The sequence below is a fragment of the Chondromyces crocatus genome, assembly GCF_001189295.1.
Lineage (GTDB): Bacteria > Myxococcota_A > Polyangia > Polyangiales > Polyangiaceae > Chondromyces > Chondromyces crocatus.
The window spans coordinates 11,076,821-11,097,299 of record NZ_CP012159.1; the positions used below are offsets into that span (position 1 = coordinate 11,076,821).

Here is a 20,479-nt window from a genome sequence, read left to right on the forward strand (position 1 = left end):
GAGACGCCCAGGACCGCCGTGGGAACTGCCCAGGACCGCCGTGGGAACTGCCCAGGAGCACTTTGGGAACTGCCCAGGACCGCCGTGGGAACTGCCCAGGAGCACTTTGGGAACTGCCCAGGACCGCCGTGGGAACTGCCCAGGAGCACTTTGGGAACTGCCCAGGAGCACTTTGGGAACTACCCAGGAGCACTTTGGGAACTACCCAGGAGCACTTTGGGAACTGCCCAGGAGCACTTTGGGAACTGCCCAGGAGCACTTTGGGAACTACCCAGGAGCACTTTGGGAACTACCCAGGAGCACTTTGGGAACTACCCAGGACTGTCGCAGAAGTGTGCGGGTGTAGTCGCAGCCACATCGGGAAGGCCTGAAGTACACCCTGGCTGCAAACGGCAGGGTCCCCTGTGAACCACACCACGTGGGTGGGGCGCCCCGGGTCTCCGCCGCCCACCGCTCCCCTCCCCCCGTGGGCGCCGGCCGTTTTCCGACCCCACGGAAGCGCCCGCAGGCCGTCCCCTCCCCTGGTCCCCGTCACGCCCTCCCTGGGACCGTCACGTGCCGTCATGGGCCTCCGGTCCCCCTTCATCCCCCCGGCGCATCGGACCCTCCGGCGCATCGGACCCTCCGGCGCATCGACCCCTCGGTGCATCGGACGAACGCCATGACGGCCTGCCGCGGAGGGTCAGCCGCCGACGCGCTCGCGCAGGTACTTCGCCACGATCTCGCCGAGGCCTTCGCCGTCCTTGCGGAGACGGCCGCCGCTGGAGGGGTTCATGCTGATGCCGCCGACCGAGAACCCGCTCCGTGAGTCGGTCGAGTGCGCGAGCGTGATCTCGTCGATGACCTGCCCGTTCGGAAGCGTGATGCGCAAGGTCATGTGCACCTCGCTCGGCATCGAGGCCACCACCGCATAGAAGCCCGGCTCGATGAACGTCACCACCGGCCTGATCTCGAAGGGTGCGGCGGAAGGGCCCGTGGCGAGCGCGACGTTGATCGCATCGCCCGCGGCGCCTTCGATGAGGGCACGCGCGAAGTTCTGGTTCAGGGCGTCCTTGTCGGCCTGGAAGCTCTCTTGCTGCTTGGCGTCTTTCTCGGACAGGTACTGGGCCTCGGTCTTCTCTCCGACGCGGAGGCCGCTGTACTCGATGGGCAGCACGGCGAATGAACGTTGATTGACCAGGGGGCTCGGCGTCGTCTGATGAACGACTTGCCATCGCGGCCCGCAACCCATGAGCAGGCTGGCAAAGCCGAGGGCCATCACGAAGAACACGACACGACGGACCATGGTGCATCTCCTCGGGACTCTGGAGCGCAGCGCAGCGCGCGCAGCACGCTCGTGGAACCCGCCATCGTACGGGCGCGTCGCAGGCCACCGAAGCAAAGCGCACGAAATGGACATGTCGGGACGGATCGAGATGCGACCGATCGGGAAAAATCCTGCGTCTCGCCATTCACGACGCGGTGATGACCACGTCGGCGTCCACCGGTGCAATTGACCCCTTCGGGACGAGCTGGTAGCGCGCGCCCATGTCCATGCGCTTCTCGATGCTTGCATTGCTCGCCGTCACGACCATGGCCAGCCTGGGCTGTGGCGGCGCCCAGAACGCCGAGGTGACGACCGTCGAGCCGCCGGCCCAGGCGTCGCCAGCCCTCGCGACTCCGCCGCCGGCAGCGAGCGCGCCGGTCTCGGGCGAGGCGGCGATCCAGAAGCTCGCGGAGGGGGCGCTCTCCTGTGGGCTCGTCGACGAGGAGATCGATCCCGACTGCGCCGGCCTCAAGGCGTGGCTCGACGAAGAGGCCCTCTTCGAGGACGACGAGGCGAGCGCGACGCTGCTCACGATGCTCGAGAGCAGCGAGGTGAAGCGCCGCATCCTCGCGATCGAGAAGCTGCGCACGTCCGCGATCGCGAACGACAAGGCCGCGGTCGCGCGCCTCGCTGCCGTCGCCAAGAAAGAGACCAACGTCCTCGTCGCCCGAGCCCTCGGCGGTGCCATCGCGCGGGCGGACATGAAGCAGCTCGGACTCGGTGACGACCTGCGCGCGCTCGCCAGGCACCCCGTGTCGGAGTTCCGCCAGTCGCTGGCGTTCTACCTGCTCCGGCCGAACCAGAACGACGTGACGTTGCAGGTGCTGGTGACGCTGCTTCGCGACGCGGATCCGCGGGTGCAGCGGGAAGCCATCTCGGCGCTGACGCCGACGACGGAGTCGACCGACGCGGTCTGCAAGCTGGCGCAGGACCAGCTCGACCGGTCCGACGACCTCGCAGGGGAAGCCCACAAGGCGGCCGCGACGACGCGGTGCAAGGGCATCCACGCGACGGTCGTCGACTCGCTGGTGGGAAAGACCGCCGATCCGACCAAGATCACCAATGCCGTCGGCGTCGATTACGCCCTGGCGCTGGAGCGTGCGTGCAATGCGGATGTGGGGACCGACCTGAAAAAGAAGGCCTTCGGTGTCGCCAAGAAGCTGAGCGACGCCAAGGTCCCCGACCCGAACACGCGACGGGCGTCGTTCCATGCGCTCATGCGGTGCGACCCGGCCGCAGCGACCAACGTCCTCGGCGCACTGTCGAAGGACAAGGACCCGTTCGTCGCCGATGCAGCGAAAAAGCAGCTCGACGAGCTGAAGGCGCAGAGCAACAAGTAACGTCTTCGCCGCGTGGAGGGGGGCGCCCGTGCCTTGACGCCTGCGCGGTGCCCGCGTGAGATTCCTGCATGAGCCCCGTCCCTCCCGCGCGCACGCCCGTCGCGTGGCCAGCCGGCATCGAGGTGCGCTACCTCGATGCGGCCGGGAGGCCACGCGAGGAGGGCGACGGCGCCGCGGCCAGAGACGGAGGCGTGGTGCTGCGGCTGCGCTGGTTCGGGCTCCACCACGTGCTCTTGCTCATTCTGTGCATCTGGTGGGATTCGATCCTCGTTCGCGTGCAGGTGCCCGCGCTCATCGGTGAGTATTACGGCAGGGCCGTCGAGCTGATGGGTCGTCCCGGCGGGCTGCGGTCGCTGTTCGTGCTGCTGGCGCTGCTGGCCTACGGCGCCATGTGCGTGGGCGTCAGCTATTACACCGTCGCGGGCCTGCTCAATCACACGGAGATCACCGCCACGGCGGAGAGGCTCACCATTCGCCACGGCCCCATCCCGTGGCGCGGGCGCCGCACGATCGAGGTGCGCAGGATCCGTCAGTTCCGGATCGAGCGGGTGCCGGGTCCGCGTGGAGGAAACTCGTACGACCTCCACGCCCTCCTCGTCGACGGTCCCTCGGTCGGCGTGGTCCACCGCGTCAGCAAGGCCCACGCGCGCTTTCTGGAGCACGTGCTCGGGTCGCACCTCGACCTCGCGCCCGGCATCTCCCCGGCAGACACCGATGGCATGGGCTGAGGCGCCGGAGCGACGGCCATGAGTCCCCATCGACCTGCGCCTCCGAGCCGCCCTCGCCCCGCCCGCATCGCGCTGCGCTACGTCGACGAGAACGCCTCGGCGCACACGCCGGACTACCGCACCGCGGCAGGGACGGCACCGCGTCTCGAACTGCGATGGCGCTGGGTCAACGTCTACACCTCGCTGCGGGTGGTGCTCATGAGCGGCACCCTCGGCATGGTCTTCCTGCTCCTCGGAGCGCGTCATGGCTGGTTCGAGGTGTCGTTTCACGCGCTCCTGAAGATCCTCTTCGTGGGGAGCGGGGCCTTCTACATCACCTACATCACGGTCGCCGAGATCCTGAACCACACGCAGATCACCGTCAGCCGCGACAGCCTCACCGTTCGTCATGGGCCCGTGCCCTGGAGCGGCAACTGCACGCTCGACGTGCGTCGCATCCGAGGGTTCCAGGCCGAGCACTACAAACCGCTACGAGGAAGCGCTCACTTCCGGCTCAGGGTCCTGTTCACCGACGGGCAGGACACCTTGCTCCTCGATACCTGGCTCACCGAGGAGCACGCGCTGTTTCTGCAAGAGGTCCTCAGCAAGCAGCTCGGCCTGGAGAACGCGGGGACGGTGATCACGTCGGCGTCCCCTGCCTGAGAGGGCGCCCTCGTGCGCTCCCCGCCACGGTCGATGCCGCAGCGCAGCCGCGGCCCTTCAGTAGCGCCAGCTCTTCGTGTCGGCGCCGGCGGGCGCGCGCGCGAGCCACCCTTCCACGAGCTGGGGGATGAAGCGCTCGTGGTAGCGCAGGCGGGAGTGAGCGTTGATCGTGGTGGGGTCGCCGCTCCAGCAGTGGCCGTCGGTCTCGCCGTAGGTGACCACGGCGTCGGAGGTCGGTCGCTTCGTGCTGCGCAGGAAGCGCTCGACGCGCACGACGGCGCCGTCGAGGAAGTAGTTGTCGACGCGGCCGACGTGGATGCGGAGCTTGCCCTGGAGCTTCGGTCCCAGGGTCGCCCAGTCGCGTTCGAGGAGGTGGCCGAGGTCGTAGCGGCGCCAGGCCTGGGCCACGTCGGGGTCGATGACGCCGGTGCGGCGGTCCCAGATCCTGCGGGGGTAGCCGTCGGGGCCGACGGGGGAGAAGACGGCTTCCCAGATGTCGAACTGGCCTCCGGAGCGGGCGTGGGTGCCGAGGACGAGTTCGAGGAGGTTGTCCTGCTCCATGGTGGAGACGGTGTAGCCGAGGGGGCTGCGGTTCGCGGGGCGCGGGGTCCGTCGCAAGGGGCCTTCGTTCCAGTAGGCATTGCGGTCCTCGTAGATGTTCACCGACATGTAATGGTGGAAGTCGATGGGATCGGGGCAGTTCGCGACGGCGCCGTTGTAGTCGTCGGGGTAGAAGATCTGGGCGGCGAGCGACTCCCAGCCGCCGGTGGAGCCGCCGTACAGGCCGCGTGCCCAGGGGCCGAGGCCGCGGAAGGTGCGCTCCAGGTGCGGGATCAGCTCGTGGGTGATGGCGTCGCCGTACGGGCCGACGTTCTCGGAGTTCACGGCGTAGGAGTCGTCGTAATAGGGGTTCGCGTGCTGGATCTGGACGAGGAGGACGCGGGGGAAACCAGGGCCGGTCCAGCGCTCGTAGAATGCGTGGCCTGCTTCCTGGACGGCGCGCGGGTAGCCGTTCGGTGCGCAGCGGGGGCCGTGGCCGTTGGGGCATTCGCGGGCGATTCCGTCGAGATTCACCGGGGGGAGTCCGGGCTCGGGCGGCTGTTCGCGCCAGCCGAAGAAATGCCGGTCGAAATGTGAATGAAAGACGACGAGGGGGTAGCGGGCGTTCGGGTGGGTGTCCCATCCCTCGGGCAAGAGGACCTGCGCGCCGAGGTAGGTGTCTCGTCCCCAGAAGCGAGAGAGGCGCTCGCTGCGGAGGCGGACGTGCTTGAGGTAGCGGGTGTCGTCGACGGGAGGGAGCGGGGGCAAGGCGCGGTCGAGGTCGATGGCGATGGTGCCGGGCTGGGCGGGATCGATGCGCACCTTGCGGGGGGTGCTCACGAGGTTGCCCGGGGCGAGGCTCCACTGCTGGCCTTCGCCGCGATCGGGAGGGAGCTTGACGGTGTGGCCGTCGCCGCGGTGGAAGGTGTCGTAGCGGTGGAGGAGGGCCTGCACCCAGTAGTCGCCCGGGGGCAGGTCGGTGGTCGCGGCGATGGGGTAGCCCAGGGTGCGGTGGTCGATGACGGCGGTGGCGCCCGGGGCGAGGGCGTCGACGTCGACGCCGAAGACCTGCGCGGTGCGGTCGTCGCCGGAGAGCTGGAAGCGAGGCTCTTCGCCGTCGCGGGTGCCCAGGAAGAGAAGGAGCCGTCCGTCGAGGGGGGTCTGGCTCAGCGCGGGACCGAAGCGCACGGTGAAGCGCAAGGCGGTGTCGGCTGGAGGGGGCGTGGGCGCCGCCGCGGGAGCGGGAACGGGAGCTGCCTCGGGTGTGGCCGCTCCGCACGCGATCACGAGGGAGAGCGACGCCAGGGCGAGGAAAGCGCGGAGCATGCTGGCTGTCTAGCACACGCGGCGCGCAGGGCTGCGGGCGGGGGCCGCAGCGGGGTGTTCAGCGCTGCGAGCGAGGGCCGAGGTAGATCGTCTCGTCCAGCGCTTCGGAGGGGCGTGGCTGGGCTTCTCGGCTGTCTTCGTGGGGGTCGAGGTCGCCGAGAAAGAGGCCGCTGAGCTGCTCGATGAAGAGGTCGAGGGTTTCGCGGTCGTAGAGCACGAAGGTCACCTCGCGCAGGCGGCTGCCGCCGAGGGCGAGGTGCTCCTGGAGGGCGGCGCCCATGGCGTAGGCGCTGGCCTCGGAGGTGACGCGGGCGCGGCCGGTGCCGAGCGCGGGAAGGGCGAGGGTGCGGAGGCCGAGTTCCTCGGCGAGGAGGAGGGCGCGCTGGGAGGCGCGTCCGATGCACGAGGCTTCTTTCCAGGCGCTGACGGCGTGGATGACGTAGCGGCACGCGAGCGCGCCGCCGTTCGTGGCGACGCATTCGCCGAGGGCGCGGTTGCCGCCGCGCAAGGCTTCGTCTTCGATCTCCTGGCCGCCTTTGGCGCGGAGGGCGCCGGCCACACCGTCGCGCATGCGCATCTCGTCGGTGGCGGAGTTGATGATGCCCTCGGCGCTGGCGTCGGCGATGTCGCCCTGGATGCAGCGGATGTGCACGGGGCCGAGCTGGAAGTCGCCCTGGCCGAGGTAGACGGCGGGCGGGGGCTGGGGGCGAAGGTCGCGCGAGAGGGCGGAGAGCTGGCGCAAGGGGCCGCTCACGGACTCGAAGCGCTGCGAAGGGGAGCGCTCCAGCATGCGCGCGAGGACGTGCTGGAAGTACGCTTCGTTCGGGGAGCGAGCAGCCGGGAAACGCACGGGGCTGTCGCCGACGATGTCCACGGGGTCGTTGAAGGGGGGGCTGCCGTAGTGGAGATCGTAGGCGGTGGCGCCGAGCGAGTAGACGTCGCACTGGCGGGTGGGCGGGGCGCCGCGAAGGACCTCGGGGGCGAGGTAGCGGAGGGTGCCGCCGATCTTGCGGCTGCCGCCGCGGCGGGCCTGGGCGATGCCGAAGTCGCCGAGGCGGATGCCGGTCTGGGGGGAGCCGAAGAGGTTGGAGGGCTTGATGTCGCGGTGCAGGACGCCGGTCTGGTGGGCACTGTGCAAGGCGCTGGCGACCTCGGTGATGGCGCGGCAGACGTACCAGAGGGGCAAGCTGCGGCGGAGGGCGGCGCGGCGGCGGCGCTCCAGCTCGGCGAGGTCGAGACCGTCGACGTACTCCTGCGCGAGGTAGGGGACGCGGCCGCACGAGTCCGCCTCGACGACGCCGACGTCGACCGGGCGGACGACGCGCGGGCTGGGGATGCGCGCCATGAGGCGGGCTTCGCGGCGGAGCAGGGTGAAGGCCTCCTCGGGGTCGGCGACGTCGAGCAAGGTCTTGAGCACCACGGGCGAGCTCAGCTCGCGATGCCGCGCCAGCCACACCCGGCTCATGCCCCCTTCACTGAAGGGGCCCCACACCTCGAATGCACCCCAGGAGGTGCCCGTCAGATCCATGAAGCTGCTCTGGCGCGGGAGGTTAGTCGCAGCAGCGCGGCTCCGAAAGGGTCAGCGGCGCACGGGCGGCGCGCGCACGCTTCCGGATGCGCGCGTCCGCACGTCACGATGCGCGGGTTCGCTCGTCACGCTGCGACGGTCCGCACGTCACGACGCGAGGGTTCGCTCGTCACGGGGTGAGGACGACCTTCACGCAGTTGTCCTTCTTCTTGTTGAAGAGGTCGTAGCCGATGGCCGCGTCGGAGAGGGGCATGCGGTGGGTGATGATGTCGTCGGTCCTGATCTTGCCCGCGACGATCAGCGCCATCAGCTCGTCGACGTAGTTCTGCGCGAGCGCCTGGCCCGCCCAGAGGCGCAGGCCCTTGTCGAAGATCTGTCCCACGGGGAAGTTGTCGTACGGCATGCCGTAGACGCCGACGATCGAGACCATGCCGCCACGCCGTACCGCGGAGAAGCAGGTCTCCAGGGCCTCGGTGGAGCCGAGCTGTCCGTGCACCACGTTGGCGAGCTTCTTCCACAAGCTGCGGCGCGCCTCCATGCCGACGGCGTCGATGCAGACGTCGGCGCCGCGGCCGTCGGTCATGGCGCGGATGGCCTTCACCGGGTCGTCCCGGCGGGCGTGGATCACTTCGGCGCCCGTGGCGCTGCGGGCCATCTCGACGCGGTAGTCCTCGACATCGATGCCGATGACCCGTCCCGCGCCCTTGATCCAGGCGGCCTTCATGGCCATCAGCCCCACGGGGCCGCAGCCGAAGACGGCGACGGTCTCGCCCCCCTGGAGGTGGGCCTGATCGACGGCGGTCCAGCCCGTGGGGAGGATGTCGGTGAGGAAGAGGGCCTGTTCGTCGGTCAGTTCGTCCGGGACCTTGCGGGGGCCGACGTCGGCATACGGGATGCGGACCAGCTCGGCCTGGCCGCCGTCGTAGCCACCGTAGAGGTCGGTGTACCCGAAGAGGGCGCCGCCCTTCTCGCGGAGGAGGCCACCTTCCGGTCCGTAATGCTCGCGGTTCGAACGCTCGCAGTGGGGCGGCAGGTGGGCCTTGCAGAAGAAGCAGTCGCCGCAGGCGATGGGAAACGGCACGATCACGCGGTCACCGCGCTTCAGGTTGGTGATCTGCGGTCCGACCTCCTCGACGATGCCCATGAACTCGTGCCCGAGGACCATGGGGCGGACCTGCGGGATCAAGCCGTTGTAGATGTGCAGATCGGACCCGCAGATGGCCGTCAGGGTGACGCGCACGATGGCGTCGCGCGGGTGCTCGATGCGGGGGTCGTTCACCTGGTCCACGCTGACGTGCTTCGGTCGGTGGAATACGAGCGCCTTCATGTTCCCTCCGTCTCCTTGCGTTCCGTGGTTGCCCGTCGGCAGACGGACACGCGGCCCGTGAGGCCGGTGTGGTGTGTCTCGAGAGCGATCCTGGGGCCCTTCGCGCGTTTCCGAAAGTGTCCGGAAATGTGCCAGTCCGCTTCGGACTCGTCGTCGGAGCGTGACGCGCGGTGGAGGGTATGCACGGCTCCTGCCTGATCGAGGGGGCGAGCGACATCGAGTTCAACGTCGTGGCGGAGCTGCGGTCGCTGCTGGCGCAGTGCATCCGCGCCGGGCAGCGGCAAGGCACGCAGCAGTCGTGAGGGTGGGCGCCGCGCCCGGTCGACGTCGGTGGGCCGCGGCGATGCCGGCTCCAGGGCGTGATCGCCGAGGGAAAGGCGTCTCGGGGGCACGCGGCCTGACCTGATTTCGGAGCGGCGCAACCAGTGCACGCCAGCGCGGTGGCGTGCAGCAGCGCGAGGCGCAGCGGGTCGCAGCGCGCAAGCCGGGAAAAGCGAGCGCCTCTCCGGCCGCGGATGGGGCATGTCGCTTGCTCCAGGAGGGCGCATCCCCATGCGATCCCTTCGCCCGCTCCTCGTCGTGGCGTGTGGCGTCGTCGTGCCTTTCCAGGGCGTGACGCCGGCGTACGCGCAGCTCGATCTCCACGCGCCAGCGCCCAACGTGCTGCTCCTCGTCGATACGTCGGGCTCGATGGAGCGGACGGTGGCGGGGGGCCTGCCCGTCTGCGCGCCCCTCGGTCCTTCACCGCCCGAGCAGGCGCGAAGCCGCTTCACGAACGTGGTCGAGGCGCTGACGGGCGCGGTGGCCGACTTCACCTGTCTCGCACAGGACCGCATGGAGGCGCGGTTCGTGGACGAGTACCGGTTCGGTGGGGTGGCGCCGTACGACCGGGGATACCACCTGCCGTTTCACCGCATCCTGTCGGGTGGCTGTGCGAAGGGCGCGGGCGCGTCGGGGATCGTGGAGCACGATCATGCCGGGGTGTCGACGCCCTGCGCGGCGCCGTTCGCTGCGCTGTCCAAGGGGTTCCTGGACACGGCGAGGGACGAGGTGCGCTTCGCGCTGATGACGTTCGATGCGCTGCCGGACACGGGCACGGGGTGGCTCGGTGGGCCACACGCGGCGAGCGGTGTGGCGGGGATGTGGAGCTACTTCCCGGGGTTTCAAGGCGGTGGGCAGGCGGCGCAAGGGACGCTGCCCGGCTGTCCGCCGCGCGACTTCGAGGTGGGCGCGAAGAACCCGGCCGCGCCGCCGTGGGAGGGGCCGCTGGTGCCGTTTCCTGTGTCCGACGCGCCCGTGGCGACGCTGCGCGCGCGCAATGATCGCATCCAGGAGATCTTGCTCGCGGTGCGGCCGTACGGGGCGACGCCGATGGCCGGGCTGCTCGCCGATGCGCGCGACTACCTGCTGCACGACGATTCGCTGTGGGAGGGAGAGCCGCTGGGGCCGCGAAGCGATCCGTGTGTGCAGAACGGGTCCCGGGCGATGTACGTGGTGCTGCTCTCGGACGGGGAGCCGAACCTCGATTTGCGGCCGGAGTGCGCGGCGACGTCCGGGTCGGGGCCCGGGGGCGATGGGTGCCCGTACGAGGCGCCGCACGTGATCGCCGCAGCGCTCCACGAGGCGGGGATCGAGACGTTCGCGATTGGCTACAGCCTGTCGACGCAGGCGGGCATCGACTGCAGCGCCCTCACCCCGGCGTCGTTCGCGCCAGGGGGGATCTGCCACGCGCCCGCGGGGCCCGTCGCGGCCTGCTGCGCGCTGGCGCGCATCGGCATCGCTGGGGGGACCGGGAAGGGGTACTTCCCCGACAGCGGGGCGGAGCTGTCGGCGGCGCTCGGCGAGATCCTGGGGGCGATCGCGCAGCCGACGAGCCGTACGCTGCCGGTGATGGGGGCGGCGAGCCCACTCGTTCCGGGCGCGGCGGCGGCGGCGTTCCAGATCGCGTCGTCGTTGAACCCAGGTCCCGGTCCGCGGTGGAGCGGGAACCTCGAGCGGAAGCGCCAGGTGTGCGCGCTGGAGAACGGTGCGCTCACGCCGGTGCCGCAGCCGCTCGATGCCGAGGCGGGGGATGATTTCGCGCTCAACCTGGCGAGCGCAGCGGCCGGTACGCGGCGCGTGTTCACCGCGCTCTCCGCGACGCCGGGTGGAACGTCGTCGTCGAGCCTCCGGCCGCACCTGTCGAGCGACGAGGGGCTCGGGCTCGTGGGGGCCACGGTGACGGGGGGTGGGCCCGCGCCTTCGGCGGAGTTCGTGGCCACGCTCGCGGCGTCACCTCAGGCGCTGGGTCTCGCGCCGGCGGGGGTGCTCCCGTCGCGGTGCGCGGTGCTCGGTGCGTCGACGGCCGGGGAGTGCGTGGCCCAGGTGCTGCGCTGGGAACTCGGGGAGCCGGTGCCAGGGATGAGCGCTGTCGAGACGCGGGAGGGGCGGCCGCTCGGCGCGGTCTACCATGCGACGCCGGCACTCGTGGGGCCACCCCGCGAGCTGCTCCTCGACGAGGCGTACGCGCGCTTCGCGGTGCAGCAGGAGAAGCGCCCGACGGTGCTCTATGCGGCCACCACCGACGGTCAGCTCCACGCGTTCCAGGTCGCGCCCGGGGACGCGAGCGATCCGCTCCGGGTCGATGTGCGGGAGAACAACGAGCTGTGGGCGTTCTTTCCGCCTGCCGTGCTGCCGCAGCTCCCGGCGGCGCACGGGGTGCAAGTGAACTTGCTCGACGGAGCGCCCGTGGTGAAGAACCTCCCGTTCGAGCGGACGCGCGCGCAAGCGCTGGCGGCGGCGACGACGGCCGGGGCGGCGTACCGCACGGTGCTCGTCGCCGGAGGCGGTGCAGCGGGTGGCTTTTACTACGCGCTCGATGTGACCGATCCGCGCGCGCCCGTGTTCCTGTGGCAGCTCTCGACGGACGCGGCGGGGCGGGCTCTCTTCGGCGAGGCGGTGCCACCTCCGGCCGTGGCGCTGCTGGAGATCGAGGAGGCGGGCGAGGTGCGGGAGGTGGGGGTGGCGATCCTCGCGGGCGGGTCGGCACCGCTCGGTGCTGGGGTGTGCGCGCGGCAGGCGCCGGGGGGAGCGTTGATGGATGCTGCCGGGCCGTACCAGGCGCGGGGGAGCACGCGCTGCTGGGGGGGCGCGGGCGCGGGCGAGGCGGTGGGGCCGTCGCGCTCGCTGACGGTGGTGCGGCTCGATACGGGCGCGGTGATCCGCACGTTCCGCGGTGCGCTCGTGGAGGCGCCGCCGGGGCTCGCTGGGCGGGTGACCATGGCGCCGTTCGATGCGCCGCTCACGGGCGTCCCCGTCGCGTACCCGGCGCAGCCAGGTCAGGTGGCCTCGCGCATCTACGTCGGCGATGCGGAGGGGGGGCTGTGGCGGGTCGATGTCTCGCGTCCGGATCCAGCGGCCTGGTCGGCCGCGCTCGCCTGGGACGGGTACTCGTTGCAGGGCGATGGCGCGACGATGGGGCAGCCGATCGACACGCCGCCCGTGGTCAGCACCGACCCGCGAGGAGACGTCGTGCTCCTGTTCTCGACGGGGGATCAGCAGGCGTTCACGGCGAGCGACGCGGTGGACACGCGGCTGTGGTCTCTCTCCGAGTCGTTCGAGGGCGGTCAGCCCGCGGTGCGCGCGCGCTGGGTCCGTCGGTTTCTCGCAGGTCAGCGGGTGACGGGCCCGCTCTCGCTGTTCGATGGCACCGTCTACTTCGCCACGTTCGCCCCCGAGGCGGCTGGCGCTGCGCAATGCCGTGGCGGCGCAGGCGCGCTCTGGGCGCTCGATTATCTCAGTGGCGACGCCAGGCTGCCCTCGGAAGCGGACCCGTCCGTGTTCATCGAATACGAGGAGCAGCCGCCCAACACGGTCGTCTTCGGTGTGGCCGTTACCCAGTCACTCGCTTGCCACGACACGCTCACCGTGGACACGCCGCTGGGTCCGAGTGCGGTACTCACCTCGATGTCGTCGCCGCAGTTCGAGCTGCGGTACCACACGGGATCCGCAGGCCCCGAGGACCCGCACGGAGGAAGAACGCGGAGCGCGGCGCGCCCACTGCCTCCGCTCCTGCGGGGTGCGCGGCTGCTCTCCTGGGCGAGCGTGACGGAGTGATGGAGCGACACCGTTTTCAGGGCTGTCCCCAAGGGCGGAAGGCAGCCCGTGGGCTATAGTCGACCGACGGACCCATGCCCTACAAGCCCATCGAATCCTACGGCGTCATCGGAGACATGCATTCGGTCGCGCTGGTCGGCATGGATGGCTCCATCGATTGGTGCTGTCTGCCCCACTTCGATTCACCCAGCATCTTCGCGGCCATCCTGGACGATGAAAAGGGCGGCCATTTCCAGATCGTCGCCACCCACGAGGCGTCGTTCAAGCAGATGTACCTGCCGGACACGAACGTCCTGCTCACCCGGTTCCTCGGGGCCGAGGGCGTCGGCGAGGTCTGCGATTTCATGCCCATCCACCGGGACAAGCACGGCAACCGGAACGGCATTCACCAGATCGTGCGCATCGTCCGCGCCGTCCGAGGATCGATCCATTTCCGCCTGAGTTGCCGCCCGGCGATGGACTTCGCGCGGCGCGAGCACGAGGTCGTCCTCCTCCCCGAGGGGGCCGTGTTCGACTCCGAGGGCCAGGATGTCATTCTGCTCAGCCCCGTCCCGCTCAAAGAGGATGGCAAGGGTGGCGTCACGGCCGAGTTCGTCGTCGAGGCAGGCTCGTGCGTCACCTTCGCGCTGCGGCACGCGGACGACTGGACCGCACGAAATGACCTGCTCTCGATGGCCATCGACGGCGAGGAGGCGCGGTCGCGCACCGTCCAGTTCTGGCGCGACTGGCTCAGCAAGAGCAAGTACGAGGGGCGCTGGCGCGAGATGGTCAACCGCTCCGCGCTGGTGCTCAAGCTGCTGACCTTCGAGCCGACGGGCGCGATCGTGGCGGCGCCGACCACCAGCTTGCCCGAGGAGATCGGCGGAGTCCGGAACTGGGATTACCGCTACGTCTGGATCCGCGACGCGGCGTTCACGCTCTATGCGTTCCTTCGCCTCGGCTTCACCGAGGAGGCGACGCAGTTCATGGAGTGGCTGCGGGCGCGCGTCTCCGAGCACGATGGGCCGAGCGGGCCGCTGCAGCTGATGTACGGAATCGATGGGCGGCACGAGCTGCCCGAGATCGATCTCAGCCACCTCGACGGCTACCGCGGCTCACATCCGGTGCGGGTCGGCAACCTGGCGCGCACCCAGCTCCAGCTCGACATCTACGGGGAGCTGATCGACGCCGTGTACATCTACGACCGCCACGCAAAGCGGATCTCCTATGACTTCTGGTGCGATCTGCGCCGGATGGTCTACTGGGTGATCGACAACTGGGAGCGCGAGGACGAGGGCGTGTGGGAGGTGCGCAACGGGAGGCGGCAGTTCGTCTACTCGAAGGTGCAGTGCTGGGTGGCCCTCGATCGCGCGCTGCGCATCGCGGACAGCCGCTCGTTCCCGATCGACAGGCCCCGGGTCATCGCGGCGCGCGACAAGATCTACGAGACCATCATGGCGCTGGGCTACGACAAGGAGCGGCAGACCTTCGTCCAGGTCTTCGGGGAGAACGCGCTCGACGCGAGCAACCTGATCATGCCGCTGATGCGGTTCATCGCGGCCGATGATCCGCGCATGCTCGGCACGCTCGATGAGACGCTGAAGCAGCTCGTGAGCGACAGCCTGGTGTACCGCTACGAGCTGGAGAAGGGGTCGGGGCTCGGTGACGGGCTGACCGGTAAGGAAGGCACGTTCAGCATCTGCACGTTCTGGCTCGTGGAGGCCCTCGCCCGCGCCGGTAGGCACCGGCAGGCGCGCTTCATCTTCGAGAAGATGCTCACGTACGCGAACCATCTGGGCCTGTACTCCGAGCAGATCGGGCACAGCGGCGAGGCCCTCGGCAACTTCCCCCAGGCGTTCACCCACCTCGGCCTGGTGAGCGCGGCGTTCTACCTGAACCGCGTGGTCGGCAAGGAGTAGTAATCCCTGCACCTACCTGGTGCGCCGCCAGCCCGTCCGGGGTAGATTCGGTCGGTGCGCCGTTGCGCCTTCGTTCTCGTTCTCGTCACCGCGCTCGCGTCCTGTCAGGAGAGTGTTCCCGACCGTGGCCTGCCCACCGCCACGTCCACGCCGACGTCGGCCAGCGTCGCGCTCACGGGCTCGGGAGCCGCCGTGGCTCCAGGCGCGACCACGGAGCCCGCCGTGCCGGCCGCCTCGGCCAGCGTCGGCTCGGCCTCCAGTGCAGCCGCGTCGGCCAGCGTCGGCTCGGTCTCCAGCGCGGCGGCGTCGAGCAGCGCGGCGGCGTCGAGCAGCGCGGCGGCGTCGAGCAACGCGGCGGCGTCGAGCAGCGCATCCCCCAGCGCGTCTTCGTCTGCCGGCCCCGCCGCGGAGCTCCTGGCGGAGGCGTGCGTGCTGCGCCGCGGGCCTGTGTTGCTCCCGACGACGGGCCCAGCGCTGCTTCGGCGAGGGGGCGGTGGGGCCACCGACGAGCTACGGGTGATCTTCAACCGTGACGGGTCGGGGCACGAGACCAGCCCGATGTTCCCGCAGCTCTCCCCGGCGCCGCCGAGGAGTGCCACCACGCCGGTCGCCCTGCCTCCGCTGACGGGCCCAGCGCCGCCCGCCACGCCACCGCCTGCCCTCGACCGTGCGAACTGGCCTGCTTGCACTGCGGCCGGTGGCTCCCTGTATTGCATGGATCTCCAGGGCGCCATCCGACGCGGGCCGCTCGCTGGAGGTGAGCGCAAGCCGATCGCGACCGGCCGCCGCGGGACCACGCTCGCCGCCGCGCCGCTGCCCGAGGACCACACGGTCGTCGCCTTCCTCGCGGATCGGAAGACCACGGAGGGCGTGGTCACGCAGGCGTTCATCGCGCTGGACGACAGCCCGGCCGTGCCGCTCTCGGAGGACGGCGCCGGGGCGACGTTCGTCACGCTGATGCCCTGGAAGGATGGGGCGCTCGCCATGTACATCGATGCGCGCGCGGCGCTGACGCCGGTCCACGCGCGCATGCTGCGCCGCACGGCGCAAGGGCAGCTCGCGCTCGGTCCGGACGCCGTGATCTTCGTGGGTGGCGGCTTCGAGGCGCGCATGGCGGGGGCGCTCACGCAGACCGAGGCTGGCTCGGTGTTCGCCCTGATTCCGACATCGCACAGCGACTCTGGGTTCGGGATGGCGGCGATTCGCTTGAGCGATCCCCCCCGCATCGACGAGCCGGTGGTCTGGTCGATGTACCCGAACGGCCTCAGTCCGGCGCCGATCACGGCCACGCGCGGGCGTGGGCCGCCGCGGGTGGTGCGGGCTCGGCCGAGCGCTCCGGAGCCGGGGGCGAAGGCGGTGCTCGAGCTGGGCCATCTCCTCGAAGACGGGAGCTTCGCCGCGCATTGCATCGCGGCGAAGGCGGGGTCGTTCACGCATGTCGCGATGGAGCCCGAGCACGACGGCAGCGTGTGGCTGACCTACACGACGAGCGATGGGACCTGGCTCGAACAGCGCGGTGGTTCGATGCCCAGATCCGGGGGTCCAGCGCGGCGTGTCGAGTGAGTCGAGGCGCGCGGAGAGGCTCCGCGTTCACTTACTTGTGGTAGGCGTGGAACGATTGCCCAGCTCGGCCCGTCTACCACGATCAACAGACCATCCACATCATCCGACCGATATCCACTACCAGGAGGTTTCATGCCGAGAGTCAACGTGCGCGGCTGCGAGCTTTATTACGAGGACTCCGCGGCCAGGGGGCAAGCCGTCGTCTTCGTTCACGGGGTCTGGATGAGCGGCCGCTTCTTTCAACCACAATTTCTCGCGCTCGGAGAACAGTTCCGGATCGTCGTTCCCGATCTCCGCGGTCACGGGCGCTCTGCACAGGTCCCCGTGGGCCACACGGTCCCGACCTATGCGCGCGATCTGCGCGGTCTCCTCGAAACGCTGAAGCTCGACGACGTCGTGCTCGTGGGCTGGTCGATGGGCTGCATGGTCATCTGGGACTACATTCAGCAGTTCGGGACGCAGGGGATTCGCGGCACGGTGCTCGTCGATCAATCTCCCTGCGACTTCAAGAGCGACGACTGGCCTTTCGGGGCCTTCGATCTGCCGCAACTGACAGCCATCATGGACCTGGTGCAGACCAACCGGGATGCCTTCGTCCACGACTTCATCTCGCTCATGGGGGCGGAGGAGCCGAACGACGAGCAGCGGCAATGGTTCTTCGACGAGATCACCCGCCCCTCCGAGGCGATCGCGAGCGCCATCCTGTTCGATCAGACGATGCGCGACTACCGCCCGATGCTGGAGCACATCAATGTGCCCACGCTGGTGGGGTGCGGCCGCAAGGACAAGCTGGTCCCGACGGCCGCGAGCGAGCACGTCGCCCGGCAGATCCCAGGCGCGAGGCACGTGATCTTCGATAACAGCGGGCATTGCCCCTTCCTCGACGAGCCCGAGCGCGTCAACGAGGAGCTCGCGCGTTTCATTCAATCGTTGCAATAGGCTCGGGCGGCACTCTCTTCGACCTGCCCACGGACGCCCGCACGGGGCGAGACGCAGCGCGACGATGCGAGACCAGGGTGGCGCACCGACGTCACCGGGCGGGTCGTCGTGACAGGGTCCGAGCGCGCCGGTATGCTGGGGCCATGGCCTGGATTCCGACGACGGACATCGCCGATGCGCAAGGGGAGCTGCTCGAGACGTACCGGGCGCTGATGTCGCGTCCTCTTCCAGCGGTGTACCAGCCGATGCATGGCGGGGCTCCGGGCATCATCCGCGCGCACAGCCTCGACCCCGCGCTGATGCGGGCGGTGTTCGGGGCCTCGGGGGCGCTGCACAAGGGGCCGCTGCCGTCGGCGGAGTACGAGCTCGTCGCCGCGGTGACCTCGCGCGCGGGGCAGTGCCTCTACTGAACGACCGCTCACGCAGAGTTTCTGCGTGCAATCTCCGGTGACGACGCTGTGGCCACGCAGGTGCTGCGTGATCCGAGGCGGCTCGTCCTCTCCGCGCGGTGGCAAGCGCTGGCCGAGCTGGCGACGCAGCTCGCCGAGGCGCCGTGGTCGGTGGACGACGCGCGGTTCGCTGGGGTCATGGCTGCAGGGCTGTCGGTCGGCGAGATTGCGCATGCGGTGGCCATCGTGGGGATGTTCAGCCATTTCACGCGGGCCGCGGACGCGACGGGCATTGCGCCGGACTATGCGTCACCGCTCCCGCGTCTCGAGGTGGACGAGAACCGGGTGCCCGCGCCGAGGCCGGCGCTCGATGGACGTCCAGCGCGCGCGGCCCGGGCGCCGCTCGCTCGGGTGTTGCCAGACATCGCCGCCGCCTTCAGCCGGTGGCGCGAGCAGGTGTTCGTGGCCGCGGGGGCCTTGACGGAGGGCGACCGGGCCGTCCTCGCGCAGGCGGTCGCGCGGGCCCTCGGCGATGCCGTTCCCGGTGATGCCGTTCCCGGTGATGCTGCGAGCGTGGGCGCGCTGGGTGGCTCACCCTCTCACCGCGAGGTCGCGCTCGCCGCCTTTGCGGAGAAACTCACCGTGGCGCCGTGGCGGATGCGGGAGGCTGACCTCGAGGTGCTGCGCGGGCTCGGGCTCGACGATCGGGCGATCCTGCACGCCATCGCGGTCGTGGGCTTTCAGAACCAGGACTCGCGGGTCCGGCTCGCGCTCGGGTGACGCGAGCTCGGGGATGGGCCTGGCGCGCGCTCCGGTGTGCACCAGGCCCATCATCGCCTGTCGGATCGGGCTACTTCGCCGAGCAGGTGGCGATCTCGGTCCCGCAGGCCGTCATCGGGTTCTTGCCGCTCATCAGGCTGAGCAGAATGCAGCGCGACACGTCCGAGACCTCCTTCGAGACGTCGGGGGAGGCGTCGACGATGCAGCCTTGAAATGCGAGGTCGCCCTCCGTCGCGTTGGAGAACGCGCCCTCGATGCAGTCGAGCGTCTGCGCGCAGGTTGCCGTCCCATCGCCGATCCACTCGGCGCCGATGCCGACCGTCTCACCAGGACGCTCGGGATCGGCGGAGCAGTTCGAGGTCGCGATGTCGGCCGGGTAGTACGAGCCGATGAGCATGCACATCTCGTCCGTCGAGCGAGGTCCCTGGTAGACGGTGTGCTGGCCCGGGTTCTGGTAGTCGCAGGCGTAATCGAGCGTGTCTCCCGCCTTCAGCTCGAAGCCTCCTTCGAACGATTTCACCGGGACGTCCTCCCAGCGCTCGCTCTCGTAGAAGGGCTGCCCGGTGGAGGTCTGGGCGAAGTAGCCGACGCCGCGGGCGTGCATGTGCGACTGGACGTTGGCGATGGTGATGTCCCGGCGCACGGGGCAGCGCATGCGCGCGCGGCGCTGCGACTGCGCGTCCACCTTGATGAAGGCGTTGTAGAGGAACAGGATGTCGCCCTCTTCCTCCACCTGCTCTTCGGGGATCGTGTACAGGTTGACGGCCAGTTCGGGCTCCAGCACGTCACCCGAGGCGTTGATGTAGTGCGCGTTCATCAGGAGCACCGCGCCTGGCCGGATGCGCATGGCCACGTGCGAGGGGAAGGCCACGATCGAGCTGCCTTCACCGTTCTGAGATCCTCCGACCAGCTTGGTGACGGACCAGCCGTTCGTCGCGCCGTCGGAGCAGTCGAAGACGCCACTCGTATCGATCGGGGTGCCGTCATCCTTGGCCGTCGGGATCTCGTCGTAGGACGTTTCGTAGAGGAGCACGTGGTGGCTTCCGGCAGAGAAGCGCACTTCGTCGCGGTTGACGTAGAGGCCCTCGGGGGGGGCCTTCATGAACTGACAGTGCTCGGCTTCGACGCCAGGATCGAGGCGGGTGACCATCGAGAACTGGGCGCCTGCGGTGGGCTTCGGCAAGAGCCCTTCGTCGGGGTTCGAAGGTTCGCCTTCGTCGGCGCTGGCACAGCCGAAGAGCCCCATGACGAGCGCCAGGCCGGCAAGATGGAGGTTGGTTCGCATGGGCGCAACGATGGGCCCGCTGGGAGAGGAGTCAAGGCTGCGGCACGGCTCCACCGCCGTGCGCGACGACGTTTGAAGGTGCGCTGACATGTCGCATTCCAGCGCGCTTCGGTCACGTCGGGCTCATCCCGTCGACCGTTGCCGGGGGTCCGAGAAGCAAGGGCGGACTCCCGAGGATCGGTGGAGATGTCAGGATCACGAGGTTCAGCGCCGAGGGACGGACGGTGCCTGGCAGGCGCTCACGTCAGATCGGCTTGACCGTCTTTCCAGCGACGGCGAGCTCCACATTGGCGAGGAACCTGCCGCCGTAGCCGTGTTCACTGGCGCGCTGCCAGAGGATCTGCCCCGTCGAGATCGAGCAGGCCATGACGCCACCGCCGTGGAACAGGATCACCTGGCCGCCATCGACGAGCGTCGTGGCCGAGAAGCTGCCATGAGGCTGGTCCATGTCCAGCGTCTGCATCCAGAGAGGGTGGCCCGATCGGTAGTCGAGCGCCGTGATCTGCGCATACATGGCTTTGTTGCGAAGCATGCCGCGGTCGCGCAGCTGAGCGGTCACCACGAACACCCGCTCTACGGGCGTCAGCTCCACCGCGATCCGGGCGTAGGCTGGGCACGGCGAAGCGCTGTGGGGGGGCTCCGCGTTCGTCTGGAAGCGCCAGGCCGTCTGGCCCGTGGTGCGATCGTAAGCGACGATGAGGCCGTCGAACGCCGTCACGATCAAGGGCCCCGAGGAGTACGCCGCGTGCTGCATGGAGCCGGACCCTAGTACAGCGTGAGGGACCAGCAAACG

17 protein-coding genes are annotated in these 20,479 nt (G+C 69.7%); 10 read left to right on the forward strand and 7 right to left on the reverse strand.

What is annotated here, in order from left to right; all coding sequences use genetic code 11:
- Window positions 1–682 precede the first annotated feature (682 nt).
- Window positions 683–1,285, reverse strand: coding sequence for a hypothetical protein (locus CMC5_RS40355; protein WP_050435396.1), 603 nt, complete (start codon window positions 1,283–1,285; stop codon window positions 683–685).
- 242 nt (window positions 1,286–1,527) lie between these two features.
- Here CMC5_RS40355 and CMC5_RS40360 point away from each other — a divergent pair, with 242 nt between their 5' ends.
- The 3 genes from CMC5_RS40360 to CMC5_RS40370 all read left to right on the forward strand — a co-directional run bounded on the left by CMC5_RS40360 (window position 1,528) and on the right by CMC5_RS40370 (window position 4,016).
- Entirely contained in the window at window positions 1,528–2,646 is a 1,119-nt protein-coding gene (locus CMC5_RS40360; RefSeq protein ID WP_156339245.1) for a hypothetical protein, read from the forward strand.
- Window positions 2,647–2,714: 68 nt separating this feature from the next.
- A complete protein-coding gene (locus tag CMC5_RS40365; protein WP_050435398.1) occupies window positions 2,715–3,374 on the forward strand; it encodes a PH domain-containing protein in 660 nt (219 codons plus the stop codon).
- A gap of 18 nt (window positions 3,375–3,392) precedes the next feature.
- Window positions 3,393–4,016: a hypothetical protein gene (locus CMC5_RS40370; protein ID WP_050435399.1), complete on the forward strand. Its 624-nt coding sequence runs from the start codon at window positions 3,393–3,395 to the stop codon at window positions 4,014–4,016.
- A gap of 57 nt (window positions 4,017–4,073) precedes the next feature.
- On the opposite strand, the gene CMC5_RS40375 is transcribed toward CMC5_RS40370, so the two are convergent.
- The 3 genes from CMC5_RS40375 to CMC5_RS40385 all read right to left on the reverse strand — a co-directional run bounded on the left by CMC5_RS40375 (window position 4,074) and on the right by CMC5_RS40385 (window position 8,737).
- Window positions 4,074–5,882: an alpha/beta hydrolase family protein gene (locus tag CMC5_RS40375; protein WP_050435400.1), complete on the reverse strand. Its 1,809-nt coding sequence runs from the start codon at window positions 5,880–5,882 to the stop codon at window positions 4,074–4,076.
- Window positions 5,883–5,940: 58 nt separating this feature from the next.
- Window positions 5,941–7,410 carry a serine/threonine-protein kinase gene (locus CMC5_RS40380; RefSeq protein WP_050435401.1) on the reverse strand — a complete coding sequence of 490 codons (1,470 nt, stop codon included), beginning with the start codon at window positions 7,408–7,410 and terminating at the stop codon, window positions 5,941–5,943.
- 169 nt (window positions 7,411–7,579) lie between these two features.
- Complete coding sequence (locus CMC5_RS40385) at window positions 7,580–8,737, reverse strand: zinc-dependent alcohol dehydrogenase (RefSeq protein WP_050435402.1); 1,158 nt, start codon at window positions 8,735–8,737, stop codon at window positions 7,580–7,582.
- 179 nt (window positions 8,738–8,916) lie between these two features.
- Between CMC5_RS40385 and CMC5_RS48850 the strand changes: the two genes are divergently transcribed.
- From CMC5_RS48850 to CMC5_RS40395, 3 genes are all read left to right on the forward strand, one after another.
- Window positions 8,917–9,039 (forward strand): hypothetical protein, encoded by a 123-nt coding sequence (locus CMC5_RS48850; protein ID WP_281180795.1) that lies wholly within the window; start codon window positions 8,917–8,919, stop codon window positions 9,037–9,039.
- A gap of 250 nt (window positions 9,040–9,289) precedes the next feature.
- Window positions 9,290–12,832 carry a pilus assembly protein gene (locus CMC5_RS40390; protein ID WP_050435403.1) on the forward strand — a complete coding sequence of 1,181 codons (3,543 nt, stop codon included), beginning with the start codon at window positions 9,290–9,292 and terminating at the stop codon, window positions 12,830–12,832.
- Between the two features lie 74 nt (window positions 12,833–12,906).
- On the forward strand, window positions 12,907–14,730 hold the full coding sequence (locus tag CMC5_RS40395; protein ID WP_050435404.1) for a glycoside hydrolase family 15 protein: 1,824 nt from the start codon (window positions 12,907–12,909) through the stop codon (window positions 14,728–14,730).
- A 104-nt stretch (window positions 14,731–14,834) separates the two neighbouring features.
- Here CMC5_RS40395 and CMC5_RS45545 read toward each other — a convergent pair whose 3' ends face one another.
- Complete coding sequence (locus CMC5_RS45545; protein WP_156339246.1) at window positions 14,835–15,257, reverse strand: hypothetical protein; 423 nt, start codon at window positions 15,255–15,257, stop codon at window positions 14,835–14,837.
- On the opposite strand from CMC5_RS45545, the gene CMC5_RS40405 reads away from it, so the two are divergent.
- The 4 genes from CMC5_RS40405 (at window position 15,247) to CMC5_RS40420 (ending at window position 18,401) form a co-directional block, all read left to right on the forward strand.
- A complete protein-coding gene (locus CMC5_RS40405; RefSeq protein ID WP_082363290.1) occupies window positions 15,247–16,293 on the forward strand; it encodes a hypothetical protein in 1,047 nt (348 codons plus the stop codon). The genes CMC5_RS45545 and CMC5_RS40405 overlap by 11 nt on opposite strands.
- A 132-nt stretch (window positions 16,294–16,425) precedes the next feature.
- Complete coding sequence (locus tag CMC5_RS40410) at window positions 16,426–17,232, forward strand: alpha/beta fold hydrolase (RefSeq protein ID WP_050435407.1); 807 nt, start codon at window positions 16,426–16,428, stop codon at window positions 17,230–17,232.
- Between the two features lie 143 nt (window positions 17,233–17,375).
- Window positions 17,376–17,642, forward strand: coding sequence for a carboxymuconolactone decarboxylase family protein (locus CMC5_RS40415; RefSeq protein WP_050435408.1), 267 nt, complete (start codon window positions 17,376–17,378; stop codon window positions 17,640–17,642).
- A 48-nt stretch (window positions 17,643–17,690) separates the two neighbouring features.
- Window positions 17,691–18,401, forward strand: a complete 711-nt coding sequence (locus CMC5_RS40420) for a carboxymuconolactone decarboxylase family protein (protein ID WP_050435410.1) — start codon at window positions 17,691–17,693, stop codon at window positions 18,399–18,401.
- Window positions 18,402–18,471: 70 nt separating this feature from the next.
- Here CMC5_RS40420 and CMC5_RS40425 read toward each other — a convergent pair whose 3' ends face one another.
- Both CMC5_RS40425 and CMC5_RS40430 read right to left on the reverse strand, forming a co-directional pair.
- The gene (locus CMC5_RS40425; RefSeq protein WP_050435411.1) at window positions 18,472–19,686 is read right to left on the reverse strand and encodes a monooxygenase; all 1,215 of its coding nucleotides are present in this window, start codon (window positions 19,684–19,686) and stop codon (window positions 18,472–18,474) included.
- Between the two features lie 244 nt (window positions 19,687–19,930).
- Window positions 19,931–20,440, reverse strand: coding sequence for an outer membrane protein assembly factor BamB family protein (locus CMC5_RS40430; protein WP_050435412.1), 510 nt, complete (start codon window positions 20,438–20,440; stop codon window positions 19,931–19,933).
- Window positions 20,441–20,479 lie beyond the last annotated feature (39 nt).